General features: G+C 57.8%; 20 protein-coding genes and 1 pseudogene. 15 read left to right on the top strand and 6 right to left on the bottom strand.

The genetic code is table 11. The features are described from left to right. Positions 1 to 215 precede the first annotated feature (215 nt). Positions 216 to 684, top strand: a pseudogene (locus ACMXYH_RS23835) (REP-associated tyrosine transposase). Positions 685 to 795: 111 nt separating this feature from the next. Here ACMXYH_RS23835 and ACMXYH_RS23830 read toward each other — a convergent pair. Next, positions 796 to 1,404, bottom strand: coding sequence for a TetR/AcrR family transcriptional regulator (locus ACMXYH_RS23830; protein WP_129442265.1), 609 nt, complete (start codon positions 1,402 to 1,404; stop codon positions 796 to 798). 134 nt (positions 1,405 to 1,538) lie between these two features. Here ACMXYH_RS23830 and ACMXYH_RS23825 point away from each other — a divergent pair, with 134 nt between their 5' ends. After that, positions 1,539 to 2,453 (top strand): DUF808 domain-containing protein, encoded by a 915-nt coding sequence (locus ACMXYH_RS23825; RefSeq protein ID WP_134422221.1) that lies wholly within the window; start codon positions 1,539 to 1,541, stop codon positions 2,451 to 2,453. A gap of 217 nt (positions 2,454 to 2,670) precedes the next feature. On the opposite strand, the gene ACMXYH_RS23820 is transcribed toward ACMXYH_RS23825, so the two are convergent. Then, positions 2,671 to 3,459, bottom strand: coding sequence for an MlaA family lipoprotein (locus ACMXYH_RS23820; protein WP_134422220.1), 789 nt, complete (start codon positions 3,457 to 3,459; stop codon positions 2,671 to 2,673). Further along, positions 3,452 to 4,750, bottom strand: coding sequence for a serine/threonine protein kinase (locus ACMXYH_RS23815; RefSeq protein WP_415765149.1), 1,299 nt, complete (start codon positions 4,748 to 4,750; stop codon positions 3,452 to 3,454). Before ACMXYH_RS23815 ends, ACMXYH_RS23820 begins: the two co-directional genes overlap by 8 nt. A 224-nt stretch (positions 4,751 to 4,974) precedes the next feature. Between ACMXYH_RS23815 and ACMXYH_RS23810 the strand changes: the two genes are divergently transcribed. Further along, positions 4,975 to 5,343 carry a hypothetical protein gene (locus tag ACMXYH_RS23810; protein ID WP_095127736.1) on the top strand — a complete coding sequence of 123 codons (369 nt, stop codon included), beginning with the start codon at positions 4,975 to 4,977 and terminating at the stop codon, positions 5,341 to 5,343. Positions 5,344 to 5,457: 114 nt separating this feature from the next. Here ACMXYH_RS23810 and ACMXYH_RS23805 read toward each other — a convergent pair whose 3' ends face one another. Then, positions 5,458 to 7,050, bottom strand: coding sequence for a beta (1-6) glucans synthase (locus ACMXYH_RS23805; RefSeq protein WP_415765148.1), 1,593 nt, complete (start codon positions 7,048 to 7,050; stop codon positions 5,458 to 5,460). A gap of 300 nt (positions 7,051 to 7,350) precedes the next feature. Here ACMXYH_RS23805 and ACMXYH_RS23800 point away from each other — a divergent pair, with 300 nt between their 5' ends. The 3 genes from ACMXYH_RS23800 (at position 7,351) to ACMXYH_RS23790 (ending at position 10,492) form a co-directional block, all read left to right on the top strand. Next, positions 7,351 to 8,202, top strand: a complete 852-nt coding sequence (locus ACMXYH_RS23800) for a glycine betaine ABC transporter substrate-binding protein (RefSeq protein WP_129442276.1) — start codon at positions 7,351 to 7,353, stop codon at positions 8,200 to 8,202. Positions 8,203 to 8,525: 323 nt separating this feature from the next. After that, a complete protein-coding gene (locus tag ACMXYH_RS23795) occupies positions 8,526 to 8,837 on the top strand; it encodes a DUF485 domain-containing protein (RefSeq protein WP_008148580.1) in 312 nt (103 codons plus the stop codon). Next, positions 8,834 to 10,492, top strand: coding sequence for a cation acetate symporter (locus ACMXYH_RS23790; protein WP_046046329.1), 1,659 nt, complete (start codon positions 8,834 to 8,836; stop codon positions 10,490 to 10,492). The genes ACMXYH_RS23795 and ACMXYH_RS23790 overlap by 4 nt, the downstream gene beginning before the upstream one ends. Before the next feature lie 158 nt (positions 10,493 to 10,650). Here ACMXYH_RS23790 and ACMXYH_RS23785 read toward each other — a convergent pair whose 3' ends face one another. Next, a complete protein-coding gene (locus ACMXYH_RS23785) occupies positions 10,651 to 11,952 on the bottom strand; it encodes an IS4 family transposase (protein ID WP_415765147.1) in 1,302 nt (433 codons plus the stop codon). A gap of 518 nt (positions 11,953 to 12,470) precedes the next feature. Then, positions 12,471 to 13,760: a citrate synthase gene (gene gltA, locus ACMXYH_RS23780; protein ID WP_008148584.1), complete on the bottom strand. Its 1,290-nt coding sequence runs from the start codon at positions 13,758 to 13,760 to the stop codon at positions 12,471 to 12,473. 363 nt (positions 13,761 to 14,123) lie between these two features. Here gltA and sdhC point away from each other — a divergent pair, with 363 nt between their 5' ends. From sdhC to sucD, 9 genes are all read left to right on the top strand, one after another. After that, positions 14,124 to 14,498, top strand: coding sequence for a succinate dehydrogenase, cytochrome b556 subunit (gene sdhC / locus ACMXYH_RS23775; RefSeq protein ID WP_033053500.1), 375 nt, complete (start codon positions 14,124 to 14,126; stop codon positions 14,496 to 14,498). Continuing rightward, positions 14,492 to 14,860, top strand: coding sequence for a succinate dehydrogenase, hydrophobic membrane anchor protein (gene sdhD / locus ACMXYH_RS23770; protein WP_129442282.1), 369 nt, complete (start codon positions 14,492 to 14,494; stop codon positions 14,858 to 14,860). The genes sdhC and sdhD overlap by 7 nt, the downstream gene beginning before the upstream one ends. 3 nt (positions 14,861 to 14,863) lie before the next feature. Then, a complete protein-coding gene (gene sdhA, locus ACMXYH_RS23765; protein ID WP_129442284.1) occupies positions 14,864 to 16,639 on the top strand; it encodes a succinate dehydrogenase flavoprotein subunit in 1,776 nt (591 codons plus the stop codon). Positions 16,640 to 16,650: 11 nt separating this feature from the next. Further along, positions 16,651 to 17,355 carry a succinate dehydrogenase iron-sulfur subunit gene (locus ACMXYH_RS23760; RefSeq protein WP_008148594.1) on the top strand — a complete coding sequence of 235 codons (705 nt, stop codon included), beginning with the start codon at positions 16,651 to 16,653 and terminating at the stop codon, positions 17,353 to 17,355. A 275-nt stretch (positions 17,356 to 17,630) separates the two neighbouring features. Then, positions 17,631 to 20,462: a 2-oxoglutarate dehydrogenase E1 component gene (locus ACMXYH_RS23755; RefSeq protein ID WP_129442286.1), complete on the top strand. Its 2,832-nt coding sequence runs from the start codon at positions 17,631 to 17,633 to the stop codon at positions 20,460 to 20,462. 42 nt (positions 20,463 to 20,504) lie between these two features. Continuing rightward, positions 20,505 to 21,725, top strand: a complete 1,221-nt coding sequence (odhB, locus tag ACMXYH_RS23750; RefSeq protein ID WP_129442288.1) for a 2-oxoglutarate dehydrogenase complex dihydrolipoyllysine-residue succinyltransferase — start codon at positions 20,505 to 20,507, stop codon at positions 21,723 to 21,725. A gap of 110 nt (positions 21,726 to 21,835) precedes the next feature. Then, on the top strand, positions 21,836 to 23,272 hold the full coding sequence (gene lpdA, locus ACMXYH_RS23745; RefSeq protein WP_129442290.1) for a dihydrolipoyl dehydrogenase: 1,437 nt from the start codon (positions 21,836 to 21,838) through the stop codon (positions 23,270 to 23,272). Between the two features lie 200 nt (positions 23,273 to 23,472). Next, entirely contained in the window at positions 23,473 to 24,639 is a 1,167-nt protein-coding gene (gene sucC / locus ACMXYH_RS23740; RefSeq protein WP_008148602.1) for an ADP-forming succinate--CoA ligase subunit beta, read from the top strand. Beyond that, on the top strand, positions 24,639 to 25,520 hold the full coding sequence (gene sucD, locus ACMXYH_RS23735; RefSeq protein WP_008148605.1) for a succinate--CoA ligase subunit alpha: 882 nt from the start codon (positions 24,639 to 24,641) through the stop codon (positions 25,518 to 25,520). The genes sucC and sucD overlap by 1 nt, the downstream gene beginning before the upstream one ends. Positions 25,521 to 25,723: the final 203 nt, after the last annotated feature.

Raw genomic sequence — 25,723 nt, 5'->3', positions numbered from 1 at the left:
TTATGTGGTGACTGATCTACTGCTTTCGCGAGCAAGCCCGCTCCCACACTGGTTCGTCGGTGGACACAAATTGTGTGAACACTGTAGATCAACTGTGGGAGCGGGCTTGCTCGCGAAGGCGGCCTCCCAGACACATCCAGCTAAAAGTCTGCCGCACCCTCAAGCATTCGCAGGTCTAGCCTTCTCATGAATTCATCATGAGAGAAGGCAAAGGAATGCCTGAACTGTCAGCTTCACATCGCCTGCGAATCGGCCGCTATGCCGAGCAAAACAGGGTCTATCTCCTGACTGCTAATACCCTGACGCGGGAGCCGGTTTTCATGGATTTCAGCTTGGGAAGATTGGTCGTACACCAATTCAAACAAGCACAGGACCAAGGGTTTGCCGACTCTTTGGCCTTTGTCGTCATGCCTGATCATTTTCATTGGCTTGTCCAGTTGCAAAAAGGGTCGCTGGGCCAGTTGATGTGCCAGACCAAATCGTTAAGTACTCGCACAATCAATGCCGCCACAGGCAGAACAGGCAGCCTGTGGCAGCCTGTGGCAGCAGAGTTTTCATGATCATGCGGTGCGACGAGAGGAGGATTTGGTGAAGCTTGCTCGATATGTTGTAGCCAACCCATTGCGGGCGGGGCTGGTTGAGAAGCTTGGCGACTATCCGTTGTGGGATGCGATATGGGTTTGACGGGATACCGAGTTGCCTTCTTCGCGAGCAAGCCCGCTCCCACAGGGGATCTTCGGTGTGGTGGAGATCGAGTGTGGGAGCGGGCTTGCTCGCGAATGGCCGCACCACAGTTTAACGGTCAGGCTCACACCCCTTCAGCACCAACCGGATAATCGTCTGCGCCGCCGCTTCATAGTCGGCCTCATCGAGCTTGACCTTTCCGGTCACCGCGGAAATCTGCCAGTCGAAGTCGGCATAGGTCTGGGTCGCGGCCCAGATGCTGAACATCAGGTGGTTGGGGTCGATCGGGGCGATCTGGCCGCGGTCGATCCAGGTCTGGATGCAGTCGATGTTGTGCTTGGCCTGGCCGTTGAGCCGTTCAACCAGATCAGCGCTCAGGTGCGGCGCGCCATGCATGATTTCGCTGGCGAATACCTTGGAGGCGAAGGGCAGGTCGCGGGAGATGCGGATTTTCGAGCGAATGTAGCCGCTCAGCACTTCACTGGGCACGCCGTCGGCATTGAACGGTGTCGAGGCCTGCAGAATCGGTTCGATGATGCTTTCCAGGACCTCGCGGTAGAGGTTTTCCTTGGATTTGAAATAGTAATAGACGTTGGGCTTGGGCAATCCCGCCTTGGCTGCGATGTCACTGGTTTTGGTCGCAGCGAAGCCCTTGTCGGCAAATTCTTCACTGGCGGCACGCAGGATCAGTTCTTTGTTGCGCTCGCGGATGGTGCTCATAAACCAGGGGGTTCCTTGCCTGTTCTGGCGGTTGCGCATGGTAGCACCGGCCTCGCGCGGCGCTCAAGAATGCCCCGTGCGGCACCCGGCCGCGCTATGCTGCGCGGCATTCATTCAAGAAGGAAACCTGATTCATGGCAGGAAGCAGTTTGCTGGTGCTGATCGATGACATCGCCGCGGTACTCGACGATGTGGCGTTGATGACCAAAATGGCCGCCAAGAAAACCGCTGGCGTGCTCGGCGACGATCTGGCACTCAATGCCCAGCAGGTTTCCGGTGTGCGTGCCGAGCGGGAAATCCCGGTGGTGTGGGCGGTGGCCAAGGGGTCGTTTCTCAACAAGCTGATCCTGGTGCCCTCGGCGTTGGCTATCAGCGCGTTCATTCCCTGGCTGGTCACACCGTTGTTGATGATCGGCGGCGCGTACCTGTGTTTCGAAGGTTTCGAAAAGCTGGCCCATAAATTCCTGCACAGCAAGGCTGAAGACCAGGCCGAGCATGCAGAGCTGGTCGAGGCCGTGGCTGATCCGGCGGTCGATCTGGTGGCGTTCGAGCAGGACAAGATCAAAGGCGCCATCCGCACCGACTTCATTCTCTCTGCAGAAATCATCGCAATCACCCTGGGCATCGTGGCGGATGCCTCGCTGACTCAACAAGTCATCGTGCTTTCGGGCATTGCCATCGTCATGACCATCGGCGTGTATGGCCTGGTGGCCGGCATCGTCAAACTCGACGACCTCGGCTTGTGGCTGACTCAGAAGCCAGGACAGATGGCCAAAAGCATTGGCGGCGGGATCCTGCGTGCGGCGCCGTACATGATGAAAAGCCTGTCGGTGATCGGCACGGCGGCGATGTTTCTGGTGGGTGGCGGAATTCTCACCCATGGCGTGCCGGTGGTTCATCACTGGATTGAAAGCGTCAGCGCAGGGGCGGGCGGTGCCGGGTTTGTCGTGCCAACGTTGCTGAATGCGGTGGCGGGGATTGTGGCGGGTGCCATTGTGTTGGCCTGTGTCATGGTCGTCAGCAAAATCTACAAGGCGCTGAAAGGCTAAAACCTGGCACTGACCAAAAATGTGGGAGCGGGCTTGCTCCGGGCGGCGTTCCGACGAAAGCGGCGGAACATTCAACATCGATGTGACTGACAGACCGCTTTCGTCGGAACGCCGCCCGGAGCAAGCCCGCACACAGTTGATTTGTGGTGTTTGAGATTCCGCGCATGAAAAAGGCCATTCGATTCGCATCGAATGGCCTTTTTTTGTTGCCGATGAATTACTCGGCGATCTGCAACTTGCGCGACTCGGTGTACACGTAGCGCACTTTCTCGTACTCGAATGGCGAGTTCAGCTGGCCATAGCGGAAGCTGTTCTGGTAGCGCTTGTCGATACCACGCAGGACCCAGATTTCCGGATGGTTTTCGCTGACTTCGGAGACGTTCAGGAAGTTGATCGCCGACTCTGCGGTGAAATCGACCGCCAGGCCCCCGGTGTCGCGGATGTTGGAAGGTCCGAGGATCGGCAACACGAAGTAGGCGCCGCCCGGTACACCGTAGAAGCCCAGCGTCTGGCCGAAATCTTCGCTCTGGCGCGGCAGGCCCATGGCGGTGGCCGGGTCCCACAGGCCGGCGATGCCGACGGTGGTATTGAGCAGCAGGCGCGCGGTGGTTTCCATCGAGCGCTGCCCCTTGAACTGCAGCAGGCTGTTCAACAGGTTCGGCACGTCACCGAGGTTGTTGAAGAAGTTGCTGACACCGGTGCGCAGGAAACTCGGCGTGATGTAGCGATAGCCATCGACCACTGGCAGGAACACCCATTGGTCGAAGCGGTAGTTGAAGTGGTAGACGCGGCGGTTCCACTCTTCCAGCGGGTCGTAGACGGCCAGCGCGCTAAGCGTCGAGCGTTCGAACTCGCGCTGATCCAGCCCAGGGTTGAATTTGAGTTTGCTCAGCGGCTCCTTGAAGCCGTCATTGTCAATCACAACCGGTGCGTTGGCTTTGCTGTTATCGGCATTGGCGACGCCTGCACAGAGTAACGCTGCGATAAGCAGGAGATATTTAGCCACGGAAGAACTCCAGCATGGCGTCGCTGTTGACGCGGTAATTAAGGTTGCCGCAATGGCCGCCCAGTGGATAAACGGTCAAACGATCGCCAAAGGTCTTGCGCAGGAAACCAAGGTCGCCAGGGCCGAGGATCACGTCGTCGGCGTTGTGCATGACGGCGATTTTCGGGCTGTCGTGCAGGTAATCCTTGAGTGCATACAAGCTGACCTGGTCGATCAGTTGCAGCAGGCTGCCGCCGTCGGTGCGGGCGCGCCACATAGGGATGAGCTGTTCGGTGATGTAACAGTCGAAGTCGCACTGCAGCGCACGCTTGAGGTACGGCGTGAGGCTGGTGCCTTCGGTAATCGGGTACTTCGGCGGGGTGATGAGGCCGCGGCGGTTGATCAGGTCCGAGGTGAAGGCAATGTCGGCGGCCGAGAAGCGGAATGAGGTGCCGATCAGCATGGCCATCTGTTCGTTGCTCAGGTGCTGCTTGGACTGCTGGAAGTCGTAGAGCAGGGCATCGTTGAGGTCGATGTAGCCCTTCTGCTGGAAGTAGCGGGTCAGTTTGTTCAGCACCAGCTCATAGAAGGTGGTGGTGTTGTTAATGCCCTTGACCTCGGTCTGGACCAACTTGTCCAGGTTGGTGATCGAGGTGTAGAGGTTGACCGGCGGGTTGAGCAGCAAGACTTTCTTGAAGTTGAAGCTGCGACGGGTTTCGTCCAGGTGCGCGACAAATGCCGCGTCCAGGGCACCCAGGCTGTAGCCGGTCAAGTAGTAATCGGTGACGGGGACTTTCGGGTTTTGTGCCCGCACGGCCTGCATTACCCGGTACATGTCTTCGGCATCGTCCTCGGTGATACCCGGGGTGGCGAAGCGTGAGGCGGCGCTCATGAAGTCGAAGCTGGTAGGCGACGACAGTTGCACCACATGGTAGCCGGCCTTGTAGTACAGCTTTTTCAGGTATTCGTTAAGGCTGCTGTCGTAGCGCGCGCCGGTGCCGGAGATCAGGAAAATCAGCGGTGCGGCTTTATCCTGAGTGGCGATGCGATAGGTGAGCTTCTTCACCGGCCAGAAGTTGTCCGGCAGGTCGAACTCACGCTCCGGGCGCAAGGTAACGCTGCGTGTCTGCTGATCGATGTCGTCGTCCAGCGGCAACTCCGGACGCAGGTTCGGCGGTGTCGTGGCAATGGTCGCCTCGAACGGGTTGGTCAAGGGGTAGCCATAGCTGGCAGCGTCGATATCGACGGCCAGTGCGGACGCACTCAAAATAAGGCCGCCAAACAGGGCGGCGAAGCGCAAGGAACGGAGCATGACTAGATCCCTTAGAGAAAGGTGCCGAATGAAGTTCGCAGGCTATGACCACGGGGTTTGCGCCAAAGTGCCATGGATCGGCACCAATCAGGCCTAATTTCGGAGTAATGGTAGCTGGACGATACACTCTGCAGCGATTTCGTGACCAATTATCTCTTGCACGCGTTTGCTTACCGCTGGCGGGGGATTAAGCTGGCCGCCGTTTTCGTTTATTGGAGTGCTTCATGTCCCGCCGTCTGCCTGTGATTCTGCTGCTCGTTCTCCTGCCATTATGGCTGGCCGCCAGTTATGGCGCGCGTTATGGCTTCATGGAGGATGCTCAATGGGTCGGCATCTGCGTGGACGAAGCGAGTCGCTGGGAATGCCAGGTTCGTTCAAGCCTGGGCTTGATGATTCACTTCAATGTCTTGGGCTTCGCGGCATTGGCGGCAGCCGTTATCGGTTTTGTGCTGCCGGGCCGGGCCGGGTGGTGGTTGGCGGTGCTGGCGCTGGTGTTCGGGTTTCCGGCGTTGGCGTTGTACAACACAACTTTGGCTGTTTTTGCGGTGGTGATTGCTGGGTTGCGTCTGGTCAGGGCTTCCCGCAGCGCCTGACAGTCAGTCTTCGCGAGCAAGCCTGCTCCCACATTCGAACGCATCTATCATGAGAACGCGGTCAAATGTGGGAGCGGGCTTGCTCGCGAAGGGGCCAGCAGATGCACCGAAGATTTACCCCTTGCGAACCCGCAAACTGCGCCACAACGCTGCAACCATCAACACACTCACCAGCGCCCAACCCCAGGCCTGCTGATTCTGCAACCCTTCACGGTAAAGCTGCGGCGCAATGCCAGCACCGATGAAGGTCAGCAGGGCAATCTCCCGACGCGGCACGCTCACCGGGCGGCACAGATAGACCAGCGCCGGCAGGATGAATGCAACACTCGGGAAGCTGCGATAACGCGGATCGAACACCAGCTCCAGCATCGTCACCGCAGCGGCAAAACCGGCCGCGGCGAGCAACCAGCCCGCCCGACGTTCCAGCGCATTGAACGCCCGTCCGCGCCAGCCAGTGCGAGCGCTCAGAGTCAGTGCCGCATGGGCCAGCACCAACACGTTCAGCGCCGTCAGCAAAGCGACCCACAACCACTCACTGCCAAACCGCGTAGTGACACGGGCCAGGTCGCCCCAGGCGCCAATCGAGCAGGCGGCCAGCGCACCGAGCAGCGGTAGAACCAGCGCTGCGCGAGTGCTGCGTACACGTCCACCGAGGATGAGTGTGCCGAGGAAGATCAAACCACCCACCACCAGCCACTGCGTCCAGTAAGGCACGTTCGACACCGGACCGGCGAGCACGCCCTTGTCCTGGCGATCGGCATCGAACAGCCCCCAGTAACCACCGACCGCACCTTCGCTGGCGCGTTTCCACGGCTGGTCGAAGGCTTCGATCAGGTTGTAATGCCAGCCTTGCTGCTCCGCCATGATGACAAAACCACGAATGAACTTGGCTTCATTGACCCGGCTCGGCAGGGCGGTTTCACGCTGACGGCCTTCGCTGGGCCAGCCGGTTTCGCCAATCATCACGTCCTTGGGTGCGAACTTGTTGCCGAACACCTGACGTACTTCGGCCACATGCTGCAGGGCGGCGTCGATGTTCGACGGGTCATCTTCCCAGTACGGCAACAAATGGATGGTCAGGAAATCCACCGCCGGGGCGATTTCCGGGTGCTTGAGCCAGAACTCCCAGACGTCGGCGTAAGTGACAGGTTGTTTGACCTGGCTTTTGACTTTATTAATGAGCTTGGCCAGCTGCGCGCCAGTGACTTCCTTGCGCAACAGGGTTTCATTGCCGACGATCACTGAGGTCACCACGTCCGCGTTGGCGTTGGCCGAGGCGATCAGCAGGTCGACTTCCTTGGCGGTGTCCACCGGGTTGCTGTTGACCCAGGCGCCGATCATCAGTTTCAGCCCGTGCTTGCGCGCCAGGTCGGGCAGGGCCTCGAGGCCGGTCATGGAATAGGTGCGGATGCATTCGAAGCTTTTGGCCAGCAGCGCGAGGTCGGCGTCCATGCGCTCGGGGCGCAGCTTGAACGGCTGATCGAACGGCGATTGGTCCTTGTCGAACGGGGTGTAGGAGGCGCATTGCAACTTGTGCGTCGCGCTGGCCACGTCCGGCAGCACCACCGGTTTACCGAGGCCGTACCAGAAGCCACCAAGGGCAAAAAGCCCCAGCAGGCAGGCGAATAGGTAAGCAAAGAAAGGAAAGCGGGATGTCGCGGGCATGGTCAGGCCGTCTGGGAGCAAAGCCGCGCATGTTACCTTCATTTGCCGCGTGCTTGGTGGCCTGCATACTTTTGACATGCAAAGTTTGGGCGGATTGGCCGGCGGACTTCCGGTGGTCTAGATTAATGGCGTTCTGATGTCGTTTCTCGATGCCTTGAGGTCGCTGGCAGAGCAGGTCGCCATTGTCTTGAGGTTGATTATCGACGCATCAGTGCTCTCATAGATAAATCGCGCTGATGTTCGGACGAGTTTGCGGTGGGCGTGATGGGGGCGCTGTGCACCATAACAATACGTTGACGCGACTCGGCATCCGTCGAGCGCAGCACTTTCGGGGAAGTAACGATGAAGATGCGACGACTCTTGGGCGCCGGTGCCGCTTTGGTGCTGGCGATCAGTTCTACTGTAGCCAGCGCCGAAGGCAAGGCAGTGACTATCGGTTATGTCGACGGCTGGTCGGACAGTGTTGCCACGACCAACGTGGCCGCTGAAGTGATCAGGCAGAAACTCGGTTATGACGTGAAACTGCAAGCAGTCGCCACCGGGATCATGTGGCAGGGTGTGGCTACTGGCAAACTCGATGCCATGATGTCTGCGTGGCTGCCTGTGACTCATGGTGAATACTGGACCAAGAACAAGGATCAAGTCGTCGATTACGGTCCGAACTTCAAGGACGCGAGAATTGGCCTGATCGTGCCGGAGTACGTCAAAGCTAAAAGTATTGCCGATCTGAAAACCGACGACAGCTTCAAAGGTCGCATCGTCGGCATCGACGCCGGTTCGGGCGTGATGCTCAAGTCCGAGCAGGCAATCAAGGACTACGATCTGACCGGCTATCAACTCAAGGCCAGTTCCGGCGCCGGCATGATTGCCGAGCTGACCCGTGCCGAGAAGAAAAACGAATCCATTGCCGTCACCGGTTGGGTGCCGCACTGGATGTTCGCCAAGTGGAAACTTCGCTTCCTGGACGACCCGAAAGGCGTTTATGGCGCGGCTGAAACTGTAAACAACATCGGCAGCAAAGAACTGGCAACCAAGGCTCCGGAAGTTGCCAAGTTCATGAAGAACTTCCAGTGGGCGTCGAAAGACGAAATCGGCGAAGTCATGTTGGCCATTCAGGATGGTGCCAAACCTGAAGTCGCCGCGAAGGATTGGGTGGCTAAACACCCGGAACGCGTTGCAGACTGGACCAAATGATTTGAGCTGACGCGTCTGGTCAGCACTTCTCAAGGCCCCTTGGCAGTCATGCCAAGGGGCCTTTTGCTTTTCCCCTGTGGGAGCGGGCTTGCTCCGGGCGGCGTTCCGACGAAGGCGTCGTGTCAGTCAACATAGATATCGACTGACACGACGCCTTCGTCGGAACGCCGCCCGGAGCAAGCCCGCTCCCACATTGTTTAGTGGATGCTGGGAAATGGCGATTCTGTCATGTCGTTCTAATACTAAGGTCGTCTGGAACCAGTTCCGTAGCCGCATAGAGTGGATAACGTTCCAACTTCATCTGTGCTGCGAGGATAAAAACAATGAACGACAGCATTTACCTCTCGATTCAAAACAGCCCGCGCTTCAAGGAGCTGGTTAGTAAGCGAGAAAAGTTCGCCTGGATTCTTTCGGCGATCATGCTTGGGCTTTACTCCGGATTCATCCTTTTGATTGCTTACGGGCCGCATATTCTGGGGGCGAAAATCAGCCCCGAGTCTTCGATTACCTGGGGGATACCGATTGGTGTCGGGCTGATTCTCTCGGCCTTTATCCTGACTGCAATCTACGTACGACGCGCCAATGGCGAATTCGACGACCTGAACAATGCGATTCTCAAGGAGGCTCAGCAATGATCCGGCGTCTAATGGCTCTATTGAGCATCGCAGCCTTTGCACCTGGCGCCTGGGCAGGTGAAGCCCTGACCGGCGAAGTGCACAAACAACCGCTCAACGTTTCCGCGATCCTGATGTTCGTCGCGTTCGTGGGTCTGACCCTGTGCATCACCTACTGGGCCTCCAAGCGCAACAATTCGGCGGCTGACTACTATGCGGCGGGTGGCAAAATCACCGGCTTCCAGAACGGTCTGGCAATTGCTGGCGACTACATGTCGGCGGCGTCCTTTCTGGGTATTTCCGCCCTGGTGTTCACCTCTGGCTACGACGGCCTGATCTACTCGATCGGCTTCCTGGTGGGCTGGCCGATCATTCTGTTCCTGATCGCCGAGCGCTTGCGTAACCTGGGTAAATACACCTTTGCCGACGTGGCGTCCTATCGCCTTGGGCAAACCCAGATCCGCACGCTGTCCGCTTGCGGCTCGCTGGTGGTGGTGGCGTTCTACCTGATCGCGCAAATGGTCGGTGCCGGCAAGCTGATTCAGCTGCTGTTCGGTCTCGACTACTACGTCGCGGTGATCCTGGTCGGTATCCTGATGTGCATGTACGTATTGTTCGGCGGCATGCTGGCGACCACTTGGGTGCAGATCATCAAGGCCGTGTTGCTGCTGTCGGGTGCTACGTTCATGGCACTGATGGTCATGAAGCACGTCAACTTCGACTTCAGCTTGCTGTTTTCCGAGGCGATCAAGGTTCACCCTAAAGGTGAAGCGATCATGAGCCCGGGCGGCCTGGTGAAAGATCCGGTCTCGGCATTCTCCCTTGGCCTGGCACTGATGTTCGGTACCGCTGGCCTGCCGCACATTCTGATGCGCTTCTTCACCGTGAGTGACGCGAAAGAAGCTCGCAAGAGCGTGCTGTATGCAACCGGCTTCATTGGCTACTTCTACATCCTGACGTTCATCATCGGCTTTGGCGCGATCCTGCTGGTCAGCACCAACCCTGCCTTTAAAGATGCGGCTGGCGCGCTGTTGGGCGGCAACAACATGGCGGCGGTGCACCTGGCTAATGCGGTCGGTGGCAGCATCTTCCTGGGCTTCATCTCGGCGGTGGCGTTCGCGACCATTCTGGCTGTAGTGGCTGGTTTGACGCTGGCCGGCGCTACGGCGGTATCTCACGACCTTTATGCCAGTGTGATCAAGAAGGGCAAAGCCAACGACAAGGATGAGATCCGCGTCTCGAAAATCACCACCATCTGTCTGGGTGTGTTGGCGATCGGTCTGGGCATTCTGTTCGAAAGCCAGAACATCGCGTTCATGGTGGGCCTGGCGTTCTCCATCGCGGCGAGCTGTAACTTCCCGGTGCTGCTGCTTTCCATGTACTGGAAGAAGCTGACCACACGTGGTGCGATGATCGGCGGCTGGTTGGGTCTGATCAGTGCGGTTGGTTTGATGGTCCTTGGGCCAACCATTTGGGTGCAGATTCTGCATCACGAGAAGGCTATCTTCCCGTATGAGTACCCGGCGCTGTTCTCCATGGCCATTGCGTTTATCGGGATCTGGTTCTTCTCGATCACTGACAAGTCGACTGCGGCTGACAATGAGCGGGCGCTGTTCTTCCCTCAGTTTGTTCGTTCGCAGACTGGTTTGGGGGCGAGTGGGGCGGTTGCTCACTAAGGCTTCAGGCTTGTATATATAAGCTGCGTTAAACAAAAATGCCCCGGTCGAGAGATTGGGGCATTTTTTGTTGGGCGGTTTGGCGGGCGGTTTGATTGTGTACATATCCGTTACTGCGGTAACGGCTGATTATGGTTTCGCTCTTACAGCCAGCCCCTTCAAGGTCTTTTGACTTTCGCGGCTTTGAGCACCCGATCCGTCGACACGTGGGCATTCACTGCCTTACCCTCCAGCCACTCTTTGGACTTGAGCTTCGGACCTCGTTTGCTTTTGGCGACCGCTTTGGGCTGGACGTTTCGGGCTAGCGTCAGCAGGTACTGAGCCAGCCCTCCTGCGGGGATGGGGAGGGATAAGTGCTCTGGCGGCAAGGCTATTTGCATACCCTCATAACCGCTGCGAACCTGTACCGTCAGGTGAAAGATCGACGCTTCCCAGCCCTCGGGTTGGGTCTGGCAATGAGCCTGTTCGACACTGCGTTTAAGCACGGACAAAACGTTGTAAGCCAACACGGCGGACGCGAACCCCAGCAGGGCGGCTTTGGGGTTGCCCAAGGTTTCGATTTCACTGTCCAGCACCGATTCCAGACGCTGGAACATCCCTTCAATACTCCAGCGACGTCGGTACAAATCGGCGATCTGCTCTGCGCTGATGGTGTCGGGCAAGTTGCTCCAGAAGGACAGCGTGGTGTCGCCGGATTCGGTGGGGTTTTGCAGGTTCAGTTCGACACGCCGCCACTGGCGTCCGCCTTTTACTTCGATGGTTTGCTCGCGCACGCTGCCGGTTGCGACCGGGACAGGCTCCTGCCAGTCGCTTTCTTTAAGCAGGCGTGGATGCTTGCTTTGTTCGCGAATGATGAATGAAGCGCCGGCATCTTCGCAGGCCTCCATGACCGGGAGCGTGCAGTAGAGCCGATCAGCCATCCATAGCTGGCCCGCCGTGGCCTTTTCCAGCAACGGCAGCACGCTGACGCGCTCGCTGGCATAGGCATCTTCACAGGGCTGAAGGTCGACGACTTGGTCGAGATCAGGGTCGTAAACCACGACCGAAAAACCAGGGCGGGCGGCACCTCGTTCGCGGCGCAAAGCGCCCAGACGTTTTTCGCTGGAAGGCAGATGGTTGCCGTCGACGACGCGTAATTGCCAGCCAGGCAAAATGGCCGAGCAACCCAATTCTTGAATCGTCGGAGCCAGGCGCTGCGCGCTACCAGTTACCAACGCGCGCAACAGCGCAGGTTCGGTTCGGCTGACCTTGTCATAAAGCGCCGCCAGGCTGACGGGAAGATCCTCCATCTGCCGCGCGGCGGCGTGTAGGGAGGGCCGCAAACCCAGAGAAACAAGGGACATCAGCTCAATAATGGTCGAAAACAAAAGCTCGCGCGGGTACTGGCGCTGACGATGTTCTTCGAACACCTGATCAACCCACTCTGCCGCAACGGCCTGCTCCAAAACCAATTTGGCCATGACACTGGCCGGTGCTTTTTTCTCGAACCGCGCTAAAACTTCTGCCCACATCGTCTCGCCGTCCTGACTGGAGTTTTGAGGATTTTATCAAAGACCTTGAAAGGGCTGGCTCTTACAGCGAGTCCCTTTTTCAGACGCCAAAAAGGAACCAAAAGGCTTCGCCCCGGCGTACGGCACTTCGCTAAAGCTCAGTGTTCCCTCGCTCCGGTGTCCATCAGGGGACATCGCCTACGGTCTGCTTCGCGACGACCTCCTCTCGATGTGTTCGGCTTCGCCGAACGGCGCTACGCGCCTAACCCCCTGATGAACACCTCCACTCGGCCTGCCGAAGGGGCGAAAGATCAAAAGCAGGATCAACATCAAAAGCCAAAGCCAAAGCCAAAGCCAGATCAACAGCCCGCCGCTCACTGATCGTTCCCACGCGTGGAACGATCAGGTTCATCGCACAAACAAAAACGGCCTCTATCTACATAGAGGCCGTTCCCGGTGCAACTCAAGACGTTATCGCAAGACAGGTCTTATTTGCGGTCTTCCAACTTGGTGATGTCACGCGACTCGTAGCCGGTGTACAGCTGGCGCGGACGGCCAATCTTGTACGGGCTGGAGAGCATTTCTTTCCAGTGGGAGATCCAGCCGACAGTCCGCGCCAGGGCGAAGATCACGGTGAACATGCTGGTTGGAATGCCGATCGCCTTGAGGATGATCCCCGAGTAGAAGTCGACGTTCGGGTACAGCGAGCGTTCGATGAAGTACGGGTCGGTCAGGGCGATCTCTTCCAGGCGCATGGCCAGTTCGAGTTGCGGATCGTTGGTAATGCCCAGTTCCTTCAGCACTTCGTCGCAGGTCTGCTTCATGACTGTTGCGCGTGGGTCGCGGTTTTTGTAAACCCGGTGACCGAAGCCCATCAGCTTGAACGGATCGTTCTTGTCCTTGGCCTTGGCAATGTACTTGTCGATGTTCGACACATCGCCAATTTCATCGAGCATGGTCAGAACAGCTTCGTTCGCGCCGCCGTGGGCAGGGCCCCACAGTGCAGCGATGCCGGCGGCGATACAGGCGAACGGGTTGGCACCCGAAGAGCCGGCCAGGCGTACGGTGGAAGTCGATGCGTTCTGCTCGTGGTCGGCATGGAGGATGAAGATCTTGTCCATGGCGTTGGCGAGCACCGGGCTGATCGGTTTGATCTCGCACGGGGTGTTGAACATCATGTGCAGGAAGTTTTCCGCGTACGTCAGGTCGTTGCGCGGGTACATCATGGGTTGCCCCATCGAGTACTTGTAAACCATCGCTGCCAGGGTCGGCATCTTGGCAACCAGGCGGATCGCGGAGATTTCGCGATGCTGCGGGTTATTGATGTCCAGGGAGTCGTGGTAGAAGGCCGAGAGGGCGCCGACTACGCCGCACATGACGGCCATCGGGTGGGCGTCGCGACGGAAACCGTTGAAGAACGTCTTCAGCTGCTCGTGAACCATGGTGTGGTTCTTCACGGTGCTGACGAACTGGGCCTTCTGTTCTGCGGTCGGCAATTCGCCGTTGAGCAGCAGATAGCAGGTTTCCAGGTAGTCCGACTTTTCAGCCAGCTGTTCGATCGGGTAGCCGCGGTGCAGCAGGATGCCGTTGTCGCCGTCGATATAGGTGATCTTCGACTCGCAGGAAGCTGTCGACATGAAACCAGGGTCAAAGGTGAAACGGCCCGTGGCCGTCAGGCCCCGAACATCGATAACATCGGGACCAACGGTGCCGGTTAAAATGGGCAGCTCGACGGGGGCTGCGCCCTCGATGATCAACTGCGCTTTTTTGTCAGCCATGTGGCCTCCTATTTATGCTTGAAATCATCAGACAGACCCCCCACGCAGGGCCCGCACCACTATAGTGAGATAAATTCGAATGTCAATTTGCCTAAAGTCTTGCTCCAGAAGGCTTTAACCGGACTTTTTCCTCGAAATTGACTGCCATTTACGCCTTTTATACGACTTGTGCAATGAGCTATTAGGGGAAGGCGATTGCGTTGTCATTAGTAGCCTAACTGTCTATACTCGGCCTCCGACCGCCAGGGGCTTTTGGGCCTGCTTTACTGGGGGTCGCACTCCCTGGGTGGTGGGTACCTGACCAGTGCACTCCCCAACAACTTTGCCCTGATTGTTAGGGGCTCTTCAGTGTGAAAAAAAGCCGTGAATAGCCAACGACCTGTAAACCTAGACCTAAGGACCATCAAACTCCCAGTCACTGCTTACACGTCCATTCTTCACCGAATCTCCGGAATCATCCTCTTTGTCAGCCTGGCCATCATGCTTTATGCATTGGACAAGTCGCTCGACTCGGAAGAAGGCTTCGGTCAGGTGAAAGCGTGTCTGACTAGTCCGCTAGCCAAGCTAGTGACATGGGGCATCCTGTCCGCCTTGCTGTATCACTTGGTTGCCGGTGTGCGCCACTTGATGATGGACATGGGCATCGGCGAGTCGCTTGAGGGCGGCAAACTGGGCTCGAAAATCGTTATCGCCGTTTCCGTGGTGGTAATCGTTCTGGCAGGAGTTTGGATATGGTAACTAACGTCACGAACCTGTCGCGTTCGGGCCTCTATGACTGGATGGCACAGCGTGTGTCTGCGGTCGTTCTCGCGGCTTATTTCATATTCCTGATCGGATACGTCATTGCCCATCCTGGCATCGGCTACGCCCAATGGCATGAACTGTTCGCAAGCAACTGGATGCGTATTTTCAGTCTCCTGGCCCTCGTTGCCCTCGGCGCTCACGCCTGGGTCGGCATGTGGACCATCGCGACCGACTACCTGACGCCAATGGCGTTCGGCAAGTCCGCGACTGCAATACGTTTCCTCTTCCAGGCAGTATGCGGCGTCGCGATGTTCGCGTACTTCGTCTGGGGTGTGCAGATTCTTTGGGGTATCTGATTCATGTCTACTACAGTTAATACGCTTTCGTTCGACGCCATCATTATTGGCGGCGGCGGTGCCGGCATGCGCGCTGCGCTGCAGCTGGCACAAGGTGGTCACAAGACTGCCGTAGTTACCAAGGTTTTCCCGACTCGTTCGCACACTGTATCCGCCCAGGGCGGCATCACCTGCGCCATCGCCTCGGCAGATCCGAACGATGACTGGCGCTGGCACATGTACGATACCGTCAAGGGTTCCGACTATATCGGTGACCAGGACGCTATCGAATACATGTGTTCCGTAGGTCCGGAAGCGGTCTTCGAACTCGAGCACATGGGTTTGCCGTTCTCCCGTACCGAACAAGGCCGCATCTATCAGCGTCCGTTCGGCGGTCAGTCGAAAGACTTCGGTAAAGGTGGCCAGGCTGCACGTACTTGCGCCGCTGCCGACCGTACCGGTCACGCACTGCTGCACACCCTGTACCAGGCCAACCTGAAGGCCGGCACCGTATTCCTCAACGAATACTACGGCGTCGACCTGGTGAAGAACGAAGACGGTGCCTTTGTCGGCATGATCGTCATCTGCATCGAAACCGGCGAAACTTCCTACGTCCGTGCTAACGCCACCGTATTGGCGACCGGCGGTGCAGGTCGTATCTACTCGTCCACCACCAACGCCCTGATCAACACCGGTGACGGCGTCGGCATGGCTCTGCGTGCTGGCGTGCCGGTACAAGACATTGAAATGTGGCAGTTCCACCCAACCGGCATCGCCGGCGCCGGTGTACTGGTGACTGAAGGCTGCCGCGGTGAAGGCGGTTACCTGATCAACAAGCACGGCGAGCGTTTCATGGAGCGTTATGCTCCGAACGCCAAAGACCTGGCTGGTCGTGACGTGGTTGCTCGCTCGATGGTTAAAGAAATCATCGCCGGCAACGGTTGTGGTCCGGATGGCGACCACGTAATGCTGAAACTCGATCACCTCGGTGAAGAAGTTCTGCACAGCCGTCTGCCAGGCATCATGGAACTGTCCAAGACCTTCGCTCACGTCGATCCAGCCGTGGCGCCGATTCCGGTCGTTCCAACCTGCCACTATATGATGGGCGGCGTGCCGACCAACATTCACGGTCAGGCAATCACTCAGGACGCCGACGGCGTTGACCAGATCATCCCGGGCTTGTTCGCAGTAGGCGAAGTGGCCTGCGTATCGGTCCACGGTGCCAACCGTCTGGGCGGCAACTCGTTGCTCGACCTGGTGGTATTCGGTCGTGCAGCCGGCCTGTTCCTGGAACAGACCCTCAAAGAAGGCGTCGACTACACCCGCGCTCGCCAGTCCGACATCGACGCTGCCCTGGCACGTCTCGATGGCCTGAACTCGCGTACCGAAGGCGAAGACGTCGCCACCCTGCGTAAAGAACTGCAAAGCTGCATGCAGAACTACTTCGGTGTATTCCGTACCGGCGAATACATGCAGAAGGGTATTGCCCAGCTGGCTGATCTGCGTGGCCGTATCGCCAACGTCAAGATCAACGACAAGAGCCAGGCGTTCAACACTGCTCGTATCGAAGCGCTGGAATTGCAGAACCTGCTGGAAGTGGCCGAAGCTACCGCCATCGCCGCAGAGATCCGCAAAGAGTCCCGCGGCGCTCACGCCCGTGAAGACTACGAAGATCGCGACGACGAAAACTGGCTGTGCCACACCCTGTACTTCCCGGGTGACAAGCGCGTAACCAAGCGTGCTGTGAACTTCTCGCCGAAGACTGTTCCGACTTTTGAACCTAAGATTCGGACTTATTAAGGGTGGCCGCCATGTTGCAAGTCAGTGTTTATCGCTACAACCCTGATCAGGACGCTGCGCCGTTCATGCAGGAATTTTCGGTCGATACCGGTGGTAAAGACCTGATGGTGCTGGACGTGCTGGCCCTGATCAAAGAGCAGGACGAAGGTTTCTCCTATCGTCGCTCTTGCCGTGAAGGTGTTTGCGGTTCCGACGGCATGAACATCAACGGCAAAAACGGTCTGGCGTGCGTCACGCCGCTGTCCGCTGTCGTAAAAGGTAACAAGCTGATCGTTCGTCCTCTGCCAGGTTTGCCGGTAATCCGTGACCTGGTCGTCGATATGAGCATCTTCTACAAGCAATACGAAAAGGTTAAGCCATACCTGCAGAACGACACGCCGGCTCCGGCCATCGAACGTCTGCAGACCCCTGAAGAGCGGGAAAAGCTCGACGGTCTGTACGAGTGCATCCTGTGCGCTTGCTGCTCGACCTCTTGCCCGTCCTTCTGGTGGAACCCGGACAAGTTCCTGGGTCCAGCTGCTCTGCTGCAAGCGTATCGCTTCCTGGCAGACAGCCGCGACACCAAGACTGCCGAGCGTCTGGCTTCGCTGGATGACCCGTTCAGCGTATTCCGCTGCCGCGGGATCATGAACTGCGTCAACGTCTGCCCGAAAGGCCTGAACCCGACTAAGGCCATCGGTCACGTACGTAACATGCTGCTGCAAAGCGGCGTGTGATTCAGCTGCTGTAACCGGCTGTTGTAAATGTAGTACCGCTGTACCCGTAGATGCTACGGCGCAGGCTTCAACCGGCGCCGTAGTCTTAACCTGAGCAGCAGCTTATAAGGCTGCGGCTCTTATTTTGAAGAAATGAGACAAGCAGGGGCATCCGGGCTGGTACCCGGACTATCAGCGTGATCCTAAGTGGCTTGTTTTAGTCGCTGCATTCGGACTTCTGCAAGCGTGCTCGGTGTCGACGCCGGTGGTGTTCCCCTAACCGAGGGTGACCAAGCATGCAAGAAAGCGTGATGCAGCGCATGTGGAACAGCGCCTACCTATCCGGTAGTAACGCTGCCTATGTGGAAGAGCTCTATGAGCTCTACCTGCACGACCCTAACGCTGTGCCAGAAGAGTGGCGCACCTACTTTCAGAAGTTGCCTGCTGACGGCAACACTGCCACCGATGTTTCGCACTCCACAATTCGCGATCATTTCGTCTTGCTGGCAAAGAACCAGCGCCGCGCCCAACCGGTTTCCGCCGGCAGCGTGAGCAGTGAGCACGAGAAGAAGCAAGTTGAAGTGCTGCGATTGATCCAGGCCTACCGTATGCGTGGCCACCAGGCAGCCCAGCTTGACCCGCTGGGGCTGTGGCAGCGTCCTGCACCTGCAGACCTGTCGATCAATCATTACGGCTTGACCAATGCCGATCTTGATACGACCTTCCGTGCCGGCGACCTGTTCATCGGCAAAGAGGAGGCGAGCCTACGCGAAATTCACGAAGCGTTGCAGCAGACATATTGCCGCACCATCGGCGCTGAATTTACGCATATCACCGATTCCGAGCAGCGCCAGTGGTTCCAGCAGCGTCTGGAAAGCGTGCGCGGCCGTCCGACGTACTCCGCCGACATCAAGAGCCACCTGCTCGAGCGCGTCACGGCCGGCGAGGGTCTGGAAAAATACCTGGGTACCAAATACCCGGGTACCAAGCGTTTCGGTCTGGAAGGCGGCGAGAGCCTGATTCCGATGCTCGACGAGCTGATCCAGCGTTCCGGTTCCTACGGCACCAAGGAAATCGTCATCGGCATGGCCCACCGTGGCCGTCTCAACGTGCTGGTCAACACCTTCGGCAAGAACCCGCGCGAGCTGTTCGACGAGTTCGAAGGCAAGAAGAAGGTCGAGCTGGGTTCCGGTGACGTTAAATATCACCAGGGCTTCTCGTCCAACGTCATGACCACCGGCGGTGAAGTTCACCTGGCCATGGCCTTCAACCCGTCCCACCTGGAAATCGTATCTCCAGTGGTCGAGGGTTCGGTTCGCGCCCGTCAGGATCGTCGTAACGACCCTACCGGCGAGAAGGTTCTGCCGATCTCCATCCACGGTGACGCGGCATTCGCCGGTCAAGGCGTGGTCATGGAAACCTTCCAGATGTCGCAGACCCGCGGTTTCAAGACCGGCGGCACTGTGCACATCGTGATCAACAACCAGGTCGGTTTCACCATCAGCAACCCACTGGACTCGCGTTCCACCGAGTACGCGACCGACGTTGCGAAGATGATCCAGGCGCCGATCCTCCATGTGAATGGTGATGATCCGGAAGCCGTGTTGTTCGTGACCCAGCTGGCCATCGACTACCGCATGCAGTTCAAGCGTGACGTGGTGATCGACCTGGTCTGCTACCGTCGTCGTGGCCACAACGAGGCCGACGAGCCAAGCGGCACCCAGCCAATCATGTATCAGCAGATCACCAAGCAGCGCACCACCCGTGAGCTGTATGCCGATCGTCTGACTCAAGGCGGTGTGCTGGACGCAGAGCGTGTTCAGGCGAAAGTCGACGAATACCGCAATGCGCTGGACAACGGCCTGCATGTTGTAAAAAGCCTGGTCAAAGAGCCGAACAAAGAGTTGTTCGTGGACTGGCGTCCGTATCTGGGCCACGCCTGGACCGCGCGTCACGACACTCGCTTCGATCTGAAAACCTTGCAGGAACTGTCCGCCAAGCTGCTGGAAATCCCGGAAGGCTTCGTGGTTCAGCGCCAGGTCTCGAAAATCTACGAAGACCGTCAGAAAATGCAAGCCGGCGGCCTGCCAATCAACTGGGGTTACGCCGAAACCATGGCGTACGCGACCCTGGCGTTCGAAGGTCACCCGATTCGCATGACGGGTCAGGACATCGGTCGCGGTACGTTCTCGCACCGTCACGCTGTCTTGCACAACCAGAAAGACGCGGGTACCTACGTCCCGCTGCAAAACCTGTACAAGGGCCAGCCACGTTTCGATCTGTACGATTCGTTCTTGTCCGAAGAAGCCGTGCTGGCGTTCGAATACGGTTACTCGACCACTACGCCTGAGGCGCTGGTGATCTGGGAAGCCCAGTTCGGCGACTTCGCCAACGGTGCCCAAGTGGTTATCGACCAGTTCATCACCAGTGGCGAGCACAAGTGGGGCCGTCTCTGCGGTCTGACCATGCTGCTGCCGCACGGTTATGAAGGTCAGGGTCCGGAGCACTCTTCGGCTCGTCTGGAGCGTTACCTGCAACTGTGCGCCGAGCACAACATTCAGGTAGCCGTACCGACTACGCCGGCTCAGATCTACCACTTGCTGCGTCGTCAGGTGATTCGCCCGCTGCGCAAGCCGTTGATCGTTCTGACTCCGAAGTCGCTGTTGCGTCACAAACTGGCCATCTCGACGCTGGAAGATCTGGCCGAAGGTTCGTTCCAGACCGTTATCCCGGAAATCGATACCCTGGACCCGAAAAAGGTCGAGCGCGTTGTTCTGTGTAGCGGCAAGGTCTACTACGACCTGCTGGAAAAACGCCGTGCCGAAGGTCGTGACGACATCGCCGTCGTGCGTATCGAGCAGCTGTACCCATTCCCTGAGGACGACTTGAACGAAGTCCTGGCTCCGTACACCAACCTCAAACATATCGTTTGGTGTCAGGAAGAGCCGATGAACCAGGGTGCCTGGTACTGCAGCCAACACCATATGCGCCGCATCGTTGGCAATCACAACAAAGCACTCTTTCTCGAGTACGCCGGTCGTGATGCTTCCGCTGCACCTGCTTGTGGTTATGCATCGATGCACGCTGAGCAGCAGGAAAAACTGCTGCAAGACGCCTTTACTGTTTAACGCCTTCGCGCACCTGAAACCGAATTTAAGGACCCACAGATAATGGCTATCGAAATCAAAGCCCCCACTTTCCCGGAATCGGTTGCCGATGGCACCGTTGCCACCTGGCACAAAAAGCCGGGCGACGCCGTCAAGCGCGACGACCTGATCGTCGACATCGAAACTGACAAAGTCGTACTGGAAGTGTTGGCCACCGCTGATGGTGTGCTGGGCGCTATCGTCAAGAACGAAGGCGACGTCGTTCTGTCCGACGAAGTCCTGGGCTCCATCGAAGCGGGCGGCGCTGCTGCCGCTCCAGCTGCTGCCGCTGCTCCGGCCGCTGCACAAGCTGCTGCTCCAGCCGCTGAAGGCGAAGATGATCCTGTTGCTGCACCGGCTGCTCGCAAGCTGGCTGAAGAAAACGGTATCAACATCGCTTCCGTTGCCGGCACTGGCAAAGGCGGTCGTGTGACCAAGGAAGACGTTGTTGCCGCTGTAGCTGCCAAGAAAGCCGCTCCGGCTGCCGCACCTGCCAAGGCTGCTGCTCCTGCCGCTGCTGCTCCAGTGTTCGCTGCCGGCGATCGCATCGAGAAGCGCGTACCGATGACCCGCGTACGGGCCACCGTCGCCAAGCGTCTGGTTGAAGCTCAATCGAACATGGCAATGCTGACCACTTTCAACGAAGTCGACATGACCGAAGTCATGGCCCTGCGTTCGAAGTACAAGGACCTGTTCGAGAAGTCCCACAACGGCGTGCGCCTGGGCTTCATGTCGTTCTTCGTCAAGGCTGCCACCGAAGCGCTGAAACGCTTCCCGGCTGTCAACGCGTCGATCGACGGTGCTGACATCGTTTACCACGGCTATGCCGACGTCGGTGTCGCTGTTTCCAGCGACCGCGGCCTGGTTGTTCCGGTTCTGCGTAACGCCGAACTGATGAGCCTGGCTGAAATCGAAGGCGGCATCGCCACCTTCGGCAAGAAGGCTCGTGACGGCAAACTGTCGATGGACGAGATGACCGGCGGTACTTTCACCATCACTAACGGTGGTACTTTCGGTTCGATGATGTCGACCCCGATCGTCAACCCGCCGCAAGCGGCCATCCTGGGCATGCACAACATTCTGCAGCGTCCTATGGCGATCAACGGTCAGGTTGTTATCCGTCCGATGATGTACCTCGCTCTGTCCTACGATCACCGTCTGATCGATGGCAAAGAAGCTGTGACCTTCCTGGTTACCATCAAGAACCTGCTGGAAGACCCGGCTCGTTTGCTGCTGGATATCTGATTTCGTTGCACGGGCCGCCCAGTGATGGACGGCCCTTCTGTAATGACCAGCTTCGTCCCACGACGGTCCTCAAAAGGGCCCGTCCGGTTTGATTCGAGAAGGAATGACACATGACTCAGAAATTCGACGTGGTAGTGATTGGCGCGGGCCCTGGCGGCTACGTGGCTGCCATTAAAGCAGCGCAACTGGGCCTCTCCACTGCCTGCATCGAGAAATACACCGACAAGGAAGGCAAACTGGCCCTCGGCGGTACTTGCCTGAACGTCGGCTGCATTCCATCCAAGGCGCTGCTGGACAGCTCCTGGAAATACAAGGAAGCCAAAGAAGGCTTCGCGATCCACGGTATCAATCACGCTGGCGTGACCATGGACGTGGCTGCAATGGTTGGCCGTAAAGCCAACATCGTCAAAGGCCTGACCTCTGGCGTTGCCACCCTGTTCAAGGCTAACGGCGTCACTTCCCTGCAAGGCCACGGCAAACTGCTAGCCGGCAAGAAAGTCGAACTGACCAAGGCAGACGGCACCGTCGAAATCATCGAAGCCGAGAACGTGATTCTGGCTTCGGGCTCGCGTCCGATCGACATTCCACCGGCTCCGGTTGACCAGAACGTGATCGTCGATTCGACCGGCGCACTGGAATTCCAATCGGTACCCAAGCGCCTGGGCGTGATCGGCGCTGGCGTGATCGGCCTGGAACTGGGTTCGGTCTGGTCCCGTCTGGGTTCCGAAGTGGTTGTTCTGGAAGCGCTGGAGAAGTTCCTGCCAGCGGCTGACGACGCCGTTTCCAAAGAAGCCTACAAGACCCTGACCAAACAAGGTCTGGACATCAAGCTGGGCGCTCGCGTCACCGGTTCCAAAGTGAACGGCAACGAAGTTGTCGTGAACTACACCGATGCCAATGGCGAACAGAACATCACGTTCGACAAGCTGATCGTTGCCGTTGGTCGCCGTCCAGTGACCACCGAACTGCTGGCATCTGACAGCGGTGTGAACATCGACGAGCGCGGTTTCGTTTTCGTTGACGACCAGTGCGCGACCAGCGTGCCGGGCGTTTACGCGATCGGCGACGTGGTTCGCGGCATGATGCTGGCGCACAAGGCGTCCGAAGAAGGCATCATGGTGGTTGAGCGCATCAAGGGCCACAAAGCCCAAATCAACTATGACCTGATCCCGTCTGTTATTTATACTCACCCGGAAATCGCGTGGGTCGGTAAAACCGAGCAGACCTTGAAAGCTGAAGGCGTTGAAGTTAACGTCGGCACTTTCCCGTTCGCAGCCAGTGGCCGTGCCATGGCAGCCAACGATACCGGCGGTTTCGTGAAAGTCATTGCTGATGCCAAGACTGACCGCGTATTGGGCGTCCACGTGATTGGCCCGAGCGCTGCAGAACTGGTTCAGCAGGGCGCGATCGGCATGGAATTCGGCACCAGCGCTGAAGACCTGGGCATGATGGTTTTCTCCCATCCGACCCTGTCCGAAGCCTTGCACGAAGCAGCTTTGGCTGTGAATGGCGGCGCCATCCACATTGCCAACCGCAAGAAGCGTTAAGACAAGACAATAAGAAACCACGGCGGAAGGCCCGTCGTGAGCCTTGCGTGCAAGACTCACCGCGGAATGTCCGCCGGACGCAGCCTTGCGTAGTCTCACCGGTTATCCGGAACACCTACGCAAGCAGCAGTCACAGGTGGTGCGGCACTTGAAAAAGTGCAGCACCGAATGCGCAGTACCTAACGAAGACGGTAATAAGCATGAATCTTCATGAGTATCAGGGTAAGCAGCTGTTCGCTGAATACGGCCTGCCAGTATCCCAGGGTTTCGCCGTAGACACCCCGGAAGCAGCAGCAGAAGCGTGCGACAAGATCGGCGGGACCGAATGGGTTGTCAAAGCCCAGGTTCACGCAGGTGGTCGCGGTAAAGCGGGCGGCGTTAAGCTGGTTCGCAGCAAAGAAGACGCCAAAGCATTCGCTCAACAGTGGTTGGGCAAGCGTCTGGTGACTTACCAGACTGATGCCAATGGTCAGCCAGTCACCAAGATCCTGGTTGAATCGTGCACTGATATCGCTAAAGAGCTGTACCTGGGCGCTGTCGTTGACCGTTCGAGCCGTCGCATCGTGTTCATGGCTTCCACCGAAGGTGGCGTGGACATCGAGAAAATCGCTCACGACACCCCTGAGAAAATCCTCAAGGCTACTATCGATCCACTGGTTGGCGCTCAGCCATTCCAGGGTCGCGAGCTGGCATTCCAGTTGGGTCTGGAAGGCAAGCAAGTTGCTCAGTTCGCCAAGATCTTCGTAGGTCTGGCCAAGCTGTTCAAGGATCACGACCTGGCTCTGCTGGAAGTGAACCCGCTGGTGATCAAGGCTGACGGCGATCTGCATTGCCTCGACGCCAAGATCAACATCGACGCCAACGCCATGTACCGTCAGCCTAAGCTGAAGACTTTCCACGATCCGTCGCAAGACGATCCGCGCGAAGCGCACGCTGCCAAGTTCGAACTGAACTACGTAGCGCTGGAAGGCAACATCGGTTGCATGGTCAACGGTGCTGGCCTGGCCATGGGTACCATGGACATCGTCAACCTGCATGGCGGCAAACCAGCCAACTTCCTCGACGTGGGCGGCGGTGCTACCAAAGAACGCGTTACCGAAGCGTTCAAGATCATCCTGTCCGACACTAACGTCGCTGCAGTATTGGTCAACATCTTCGGCGGCATCGTTCGTTGCGACATGATTGCCGAAGGCATCATCGGTGCAGTGAAAGAAGTCGGCGTGAAAATCCCGGTTGTTGTTCGCCTTGAAGGCAACAACGCTGAGCTGGGCGCTAAAGTACTGGCAGAAAGCGGTTTGAACATCATCGCTGCTACCAGCCTGACCGACGCTGCTCAACAAGTTGTCAAAGCTGCGGAGGGCAAATAATGAGCGTCCTGATCAATAAAGACACCAAAGTTATCTGCCAGGGTATTACCGGTTCGCAAGGTAGTTTCCACACCCAGCAAGCCATCGAGTACGGCACCAAGATGGTTGGCGGCGTGACTCCTGGTAAAGGCGGCACCGAACACCTGGGTCTGCCAGTGTTCAACACCGTGAAAGACGCTGTAGCTGCCACTGGCGCCACCGCCAGCGTGATCTACGTTCCAGCTCCTTTCTGCAAGGATTCCATCCTGGAAGCAGCATTCGGCGGCATCAAGCTGATCGTTTGCATCACTGAAGGCATTCCTACCCTGGACATGCTGGATGCCAAGGTCAAGTGCGACGAGCTGGGCGTAGTCCTGATCGGTCCTAACTGCCCAGGCGTGATCACTCCAGGCGAATGCAAGATCGGCATCATGCCAGGTCACATTCACTTGCCAGGCAAGGTCGGTATCGTTTCCCGTTCCGGCACCCTGACCTACGAAGCTGTGAAGCAGACTACTGACGCCGGTTTCGGTCAGTCGACTTGCGTCGGCATCGGCGGTGACCCGATCCCGGGCTCGAACTTCATCGACATCCTGAAGCTGTTCCAGGAAGACCCGAAGACCGAAGCGATCGTGATGATCGGTGAGATCGGCGGTTCGGCTGAAGAAGAAGCGGCTGCCTACATCAAGGCACACGTGACCAAGCCGGTTGTTTCCTACATCGCTGGTGTGACTGCCCCTGCGGGCAAGCGCATGGGCCATGCTGGCGCAATCATCTCTGGCGGCAAAGGCACTGCAGACGAGAAGTTTGCTGCCCTGGAAGACGCAGGCGTTAAAACCGTGCGTTCGCTGGCAGACATCGGCAAGGCTTTGTCCGAGCTGACCGGTTGGGCGATCAAGTAAGCCTCGCGCTTATCTGACGCTTCACCAAACAAAGGCCACCTTCGGGTGGCCTTTGTCATTTGCGAAGATCAAAAGATCGCAGCCTCGTTGCACTCGACAGCTCCTACAGGGGATACGAAACCTTGTAGGAGCTGTCGAGTGCAACGAGGCTGCGATCTTTTGATCTTTTTATATGTAAACGCGACACAGAAATGTCGTGTATC

It is taken from the genome of Pseudomonas frigoris (assembly GCF_047758635.1).
GTDB lineage: Bacteria > Pseudomonadota > Gammaproteobacteria > Pseudomonadales > Pseudomonadaceae > Aquipseudomonas > Aquipseudomonas frigoris.
Note: the sequence above shows the minus strand (reverse complement) of the source record. Positions and strands in the feature narration are given on the sequence as shown.

Coding starts and splice junctions, on each gene's coding strand:
- ACMXYH_RS23815 (WP_415765149.1), bottom strand. CDS start 4,750: ATGCTCCGTTCCTTGCGCTTCGCCGCCCTGTTTGGCGGCCTTATTTTG.
- ACMXYH_RS23830 (WP_129442265.1), bottom strand. CDS start 1,404: ATGAGCACCATCCGCGAGCGCAACAAAGAACTGATCCTGCGTGCCGCC.
- sdhA (WP_129442284.1), top strand. CDS start 14,864: ATGTCTACTACAGTTAATACGCTTTCGTTCGACGCCATCATTATTGGC.
- sucD (WP_008148605.1), top strand. CDS start 24,639: ATGAGCGTCCTGATCAATAAAGACACCAAAGTTATCTGCCAGGGTATT.
- ACMXYH_RS23790 (WP_046046329.1), top strand. CDS start 8,834: ATGATCCGGCGTCTAATGGCTCTATTGAGCATCGCAGCCTTTGCACCT.
- sdhD (WP_129442282.1), top strand. CDS start 14,492: ATGGTAACTAACGTCACGAACCTGTCGCGTTCGGGCCTCTATGACTGG.
- ACMXYH_RS23805 (WP_415765148.1), bottom strand. CDS start 7,050: ATGAAGGTAACATGCGCGGCTTTGCTCCCAGACGGCCTGACCATGCCC.
- ACMXYH_RS23800 (WP_129442276.1), top strand. CDS start 7,351: ATGAAGATGCGACGACTCTTGGGCGCCGGTGCCGCTTTGGTGCTGGCG.
- ACMXYH_RS23785 (WP_415765147.1), bottom strand. CDS start 11,952: ATGGCCAAATTGGTTTTGGAGCAGGCCGTTGCGGCAGAGTGGGTTGAT.
- ACMXYH_RS23825 (WP_134422221.1), top strand. CDS start 1,539: ATGGCAGGAAGCAGTTTGCTGGTGCTGATCGATGACATCGCCGCGGTA.
- gltA (WP_008148584.1), bottom strand. CDS start 13,760: ATGGCTGACAAAAAAGCGCAGTTGATCATCGAGGGCGCAGCCCCCGTC.
- ACMXYH_RS23795 (WP_008148580.1), top strand. CDS start 8,526: ATGAACGACAGCATTTACCTCTCGATTCAAAACAGCCCGCGCTTCAAG.
- odhB (WP_129442288.1), top strand. CDS start 20,505: ATGGCTATCGAAATCAAAGCCCCCACTTTCCCGGAATCGGTTGCCGAT.
- sucC (WP_008148602.1), top strand. CDS start 23,473: ATGAATCTTCATGAGTATCAGGGTAAGCAGCTGTTCGCTGAATACGGC.
- lpdA (WP_129442290.1), top strand. CDS start 21,836: ATGACTCAGAAATTCGACGTGGTAGTGATTGGCGCGGGCCCTGGCGGC.
- ACMXYH_RS23760 (WP_008148594.1), top strand. CDS start 16,651: ATGTTGCAAGTCAGTGTTTATCGCTACAACCCTGATCAGGACGCTGCG.
- ACMXYH_RS23810 (WP_095127736.1), top strand. CDS start 4,975: ATGTCCCGCCGTCTGCCTGTGATTCTGCTGCTCGTTCTCCTGCCATTA.
- ACMXYH_RS23755 (WP_129442286.1), top strand. CDS start 17,631: ATGCAAGAAAGCGTGATGCAGCGCATGTGGAACAGCGCCTACCTATCC.